Source organism: Roseburia sp. AF42-8, from assembly GCF_003435965.1.
Lineage (GTDB): Bacteria > Bacillota > Clostridia > Lachnospirales > Lachnospiraceae > Roseburia_C > Roseburia_C amylophila.
Map to the genome: position 1 here is coordinate 1 of NZ_QTVB01000086.1, position 4,237 is coordinate 4,237.

At 36.1% G+C, this 4,237-nt stretch carries 7 protein-coding genes; all 7 read right to left on the reverse strand.

Annotated elements, in window-relative coordinates; all coding sequences use genetic code 11:
• Nucleotides 1-273 precede the first annotated feature (273 nt).
• A complete protein-coding gene (locus DW059_RS14945) occupies nt 274-816 on the reverse strand; it encodes a DUF3877 family protein (RefSeq protein WP_117699316.1) in 543 nt (180 codons plus the stop codon).
• A 94-nt stretch (nt 817-910) separates the two neighbouring features.
• The gene (locus tag DW059_RS14950) at nt 911-1,786 is read right to left on the reverse strand and encodes a hypothetical protein (RefSeq protein ID WP_117699317.1); all 876 of its coding nucleotides are present in this window, start codon (nt 1,784-1,786) and stop codon (nt 911-913) included.
• A gap of 291 nt (nt 1,787-2,077) precedes the next feature.
• On the reverse strand, nt 2,078-2,314 hold the full coding sequence (locus DW059_RS14955; protein WP_117699318.1) for a hypothetical protein: 237 nt from the start codon (nt 2,312-2,314) through the stop codon (nt 2,078-2,080).
• Nucleotides 2,315-2,579: 265 nt separating this feature from the next.
• The gene (locus tag DW059_RS14960; RefSeq protein WP_242986319.1) at nt 2,580-2,894 is read right to left on the reverse strand and encodes an XRE family transcriptional regulator; all 315 of its coding nucleotides are present in this window, start codon (nt 2,892-2,894) and stop codon (nt 2,580-2,582) included.
• A gap of 250 nt (nt 2,895-3,144) precedes the next feature.
• The gene (locus DW059_RS14965; protein ID WP_242986320.1) at nt 3,145-3,366 is read right to left on the reverse strand and encodes a hypothetical protein; all 222 of its coding nucleotides are present in this window, start codon (nt 3,364-3,366) and stop codon (nt 3,145-3,147) included.
• Complete coding sequence (locus DW059_RS14970) at nt 3,353-3,601, reverse strand: hypothetical protein (RefSeq protein ID WP_117699320.1); 249 nt, start codon at nt 3,599-3,601, stop codon at nt 3,353-3,355. The genes DW059_RS14965 and DW059_RS14970 overlap by 14 nt, the downstream gene beginning before the upstream one ends.
• 4 nt (nt 3,602-3,605) lie before the next feature.
• Entirely contained in the window at nt 3,606-4,163 is a 558-nt protein-coding gene (locus DW059_RS14975) for a hypothetical protein (RefSeq protein WP_227700582.1), read from the reverse strand.
• Nucleotides 4,164-4,237: the final 74 nt, after the last annotated feature.

Below are 4,237 nucleotides of genomic sequence, written 5' to 3' on the forward strand. Positions count from 1 at the left end.
GAGAACCCGCAAAAACATAGAGTTTATGCGGGTTTCCGGCGTTTTCTAATCCCTCAACCGACCTAAAATCATCTTGCGGCAGAGAGAAAAATTCTACTATTTTTTATTTCTGTGAATTTTCTTCTTTTCTTAACTTACATCATTAGTTCTATTTTACCATTTTTCCCTTCGAATGGCTAGGACAAGCTTATGATTCGTAACGATATTTTCCTCAAAAATGATTGTATACTGCAATTACTCTGCTTATTTTCTTTTGCATTTTTTCTTCCTCGCTTACTCTATGTTGTCAGAAAACAAATCCCGGTAATCCTCCGGCATAAAACGATGATAGATGATATGGCAGCCTTCGTCCTTAAAGCAATAATAATAGGAATCCTCTCCGCTTTCAAAATAAATGAAATAGTCAAAATCCTCTGTCTCAATTTTCTCAAAATGTATCTTCTCGCCGGTTCCTAAGAACAGCTTATGGATATCCTCTATGGTGCAAGGATGTGTCTGCAGCAGAGCCACCAGCTTTTTAATAAAAGAATTTCCACTTCTTTTTTCATGCACATATTCCGTGCCTTCTTCCGGCACTACAAAACAAAAGCGGTCCTTGTTTCTGCTGATTTCTACTCTGCCAAGTCGTATTCCTGCTGCTTCATAAAATTCTTTTTCCAATTCTTCCGTTGATTTTCCACCCACTTCTTCTCCTAAGAAATGTTTTAAGGAACTTAAAGGATAATATAACCGGATTTTTTCTTTCCGGTATCCAAGCTTTACCTGCTCCTCCTGTATGAAATCCATAATTCCTTTTTCTAATCTGCTATAATCCATTGTATGCTCCTTTAAACGTGGAAAAACAGAACCACCTTTCGACGATTCTGTTTCATGCTGATACAAAGTAAGCTTTGCCCACTTTGCTCAGTTTCTATTCTGCATTGATATACTCATAATCCCGGTCTAACTCAATTGCCACACTTCCATCATTGATTGTGCCATCATATGTATGTGCTTCATCTGTTCCAAGACCCTTTACAATTCCATTTTCATATTCTTCTGCGGTACGCTGTGTCTGTAATACGAACAGCAGTCCCTTATATTCTGCCGGTGCTGTTACTTTATAAGTCTCTTTTATTTCATAGTAAGTCACCATCGGATACTCACTGCCATCCTCTACCATCCAGTCACCAAATGTTGTCTCTGTATCTTCTGTGGCTGCCACCTGATATGTTGTGCCGGCACAAGCCACTTCTGCCATCATAGCCATGGAACTGTCTGTTGCAGCTACATGCTGCGGCAACACCATTCCGGTAGTTGCATCCACGAGGCTGATGTCTTCATATTCGATATAAGCTTCTGCATCCGTCTGTATGCCATTCCACGGAATCTTTGCAGATAAAGTAACCGTATAAACTGTATTTCCTTCTTCGTCTGCCTCAGTACGATTCCAGCTTATCTCATACTCCGCCTGATTTAAATGATTGGTAAAATCAGATGCCTGCACAAAGGTCTCACCATCCATGGTTCCTGCCATATTGTATACATTGACATTTTTTATCACAGCGGTATTCTCTTCGGTTTCCATTTTGTGCTGATACATACCGGATAAAACATACCAGGTATCTTCCTTAAGATTTCCCTGTGCCTCTGTCTCCGTCTCTGTGGCATGGAGCCCTTCCACTGCTTCTGTTTCTGTATTTCCTGCTGCTTCCTTGTCTGTATCTTTCTCCTTTGGTCCGCATCCATCCAGCATTCCTAATACGACAATGCAAATCAAAGCTGCCGCCCATATTTTCTTCTTCATTTCCTGCTCCTTCACTCTATCCATAACACAATATATTCATTCTTATCCCCGCATGCGATTGGTTGCACACGGACTTTACGATTATACCGTAGATGAAGGGGAAGTGCAAGGAGTTAATAGAAAGATAATTGTGGTATATACTCTGTAGTTATATTTAGCAAAAAACAGCCACCAATCGTTAGATTTGAAACCTAACTTTTGGTGGTGGCACACAATAACCTCTCCTGTATTACTTTTATATTATTCTTTATAAATTATTCCAATATATTCCCATAATAATTTTGGGCTAACTTAAAAATCGTATTGAGATGATTCTTTCCCTTCATAACTACCATTTGGGATTGTTTTCTTAAATGCAACTCCAATCGGCAAAATCCCCCTTATTATTCCCTGCCGAATAAACTGCTGGTCTTTTCCCATTAGTTTAGCAACTTCTATAATAGGAACATTCTTACCTGAAAACTCTGGAAGAATATAATAGATTTTATTATTAAACTTATTAGTTTGCTCCTGTGTTTCCTGTTCCATATGTGCTCACCTCATCTATATATTCTACTTCTTCAAATAGTATTTCCAATTGAATTTCTCCCTTTTACAAAAGTGTGTCTGATGCATACTAACTCATTTTTATTCGCTTTCCCACACTTTTATTCATTTTCTATTCATTTCTTACTAATGGGTATTCTTTTTTACTCTAAGTTGTCGTGCAATTTATTAAATTTGAATTTTGAAAAAGCCAGCACCTTGAATGGACTGGCTCTTTCAATGTCTCCTGTAATTGACAAACTTGAATTTATCGCTTCTTATAGGTAATTACGATTCCAATAACAGAAGCAATGAAAGCAAATGGCGCTAATCTCACAAAGACAAATTCAAATCCATGTAATATTGTTCCTGCAACTGCAAATTCCGGGTTATTATAATCCCACCCTAGATAAGAACTTTTCATAATCGCAAGAGCAATAAAAACAAGCACTATAAACGCACATAGCGAGATAAATATCCAACGGATCGTTTTTACTTTGACCATGTTTCTCTTTGCCAACTGTAAATTAATTACCTCTAATTTTTCAGAGATTGCTTTTAGGTCATCTGTCATTGACTCCATTACAGTTTCTCCAAGCAATACACTTACAGAAGTATCCAATTCATCTGCTAATGTAATCAGCATATCCGAATCTGGAACTGATAAACCTGCTCGTGTCAACCCTAGACCAAAAAAAATTTAATTTTTTTGTACCCTCAAATATCACTTTCCATTATACCTGCTATTGCAGTATATTGAAAGCAATATTTATGCCTGCATAAGAAAGGAGTGCCACATTTTCTCGGCACTCCACACTCTTTAAACATCCATCTTACCTGAAAAATGGATCATCTGTATTCCATACAATCTCTATATTGTCCTCTCCATTGATAATCACTTTTTTGATTACCTTCTGGATTTTCTCTCTGTCAAAAGATTCCATATTGATGATACTTTCTAACTGTGTCTCAAACTTACTGGAAGAATTATCTTCTGGCGGTATTTCTGTTTTAAGCTGTTCAATTTCCTGATGCAATTCATCAATCTTCTCCATGGTAAAAAGAGTCTTCTCTTGGTAGTACACCAAATAAATCACTTATATCCTCTTCTGTCAATCCCATCTCTTCCAACTGTACTACTATGCTTTCCATCCCATCAAATAGAACTCCCAACTGTTGCTCATTTATTGTGGACGAACCTGAAGCCATTGCGGTATAACTTTGAGAAAGTACCAGACTGACCGCAAGCACAATTGAACACATAAATTTTACAATCTTTGTTTTTGCCATACTTTTATCCTCCCATGTTTTGATTCAGTTTTTCTTGATTCCAATAAAAACTTAATTTTACTAGCAAGCCTTTTCTTTCCACATCTATAGTTGCATAAAGTTCATCACCTCCATAAACATAAAGCTCATCATCAACCGATTTCCATACAACATTTATATCACTTAAATTGTAAGCTCTAAATATAAATACATTTTCTTCCACAATTTGTTTTGATATTATTTCTATGTCTTCTGTATTTTTTACATAATACTCTAGTATAAAATCACCATTATGCTTATAGTCATCTTCCGCATAAATAACATTACCCTCAAAATAATTTTTTTTGCCCAAATACAATTCTAAGGAGTTCATTCCATAATCAAATGTATGATCCACCCCTGATGCCGAACCCATCATTGTACACAATATTCCAAAAAATACCACCCAAAATCCATAGATAAAATAAAATTTTTTCTTTTTGCATTTTTTATCTCTATATCTGCCAAAGCACATTACATGCGTTATCTGATGTGCGAAGAAGAATGTTAAAAATAATGATAGCGCTAAATAGTAAACTTTCAAATTGTTCTCACCTCTCATCATGCATAATATATTCATTTTAGTTATTCATATATTTCTCTGTATAAAAACCATAA

Excerpts from the sequence above, each read along its gene's own strand:
- DW059_RS14945 (WP_117699316.1), bottom strand. The coding sequence starts at position 816 with ATGGATTATAGCAGATTAGAAAAAGGAATTATGGATTTCATACAGGAG.
- DW059_RS14950 (WP_117699317.1), bottom strand. The coding sequence starts at position 1,786 with ATGAAGAAGAAAATATGGGCGGCAGCTTTGATTTGCATTGTCGTATTA.
- DW059_RS14955 (WP_117699318.1), bottom strand. The coding sequence starts at position 2,314 with ATGGAACAGGAAACACAGGAGCAAACTAATAAGTTTAATAATAAAATC.
- DW059_RS14960 (WP_242986319.1), bottom strand. The coding sequence starts at position 2,894 with ATGGAGTCAATGACAGATGACCTAAAAGCAATCTCTGAAAAATTAGAG.
- DW059_RS14965 (WP_242986320.1), bottom strand. The coding sequence starts at position 3,366 with ATGGAGAAGATTGATGAATTGCATCAGGAAATTGAACAGCTTAAAACA.
- DW059_RS14970 (WP_117699320.1), bottom strand. The coding sequence starts at position 3,601 with ATGGCAAAAACAAAGATTGTAAAATTTATGTGTTCAATTGTGCTTGCG.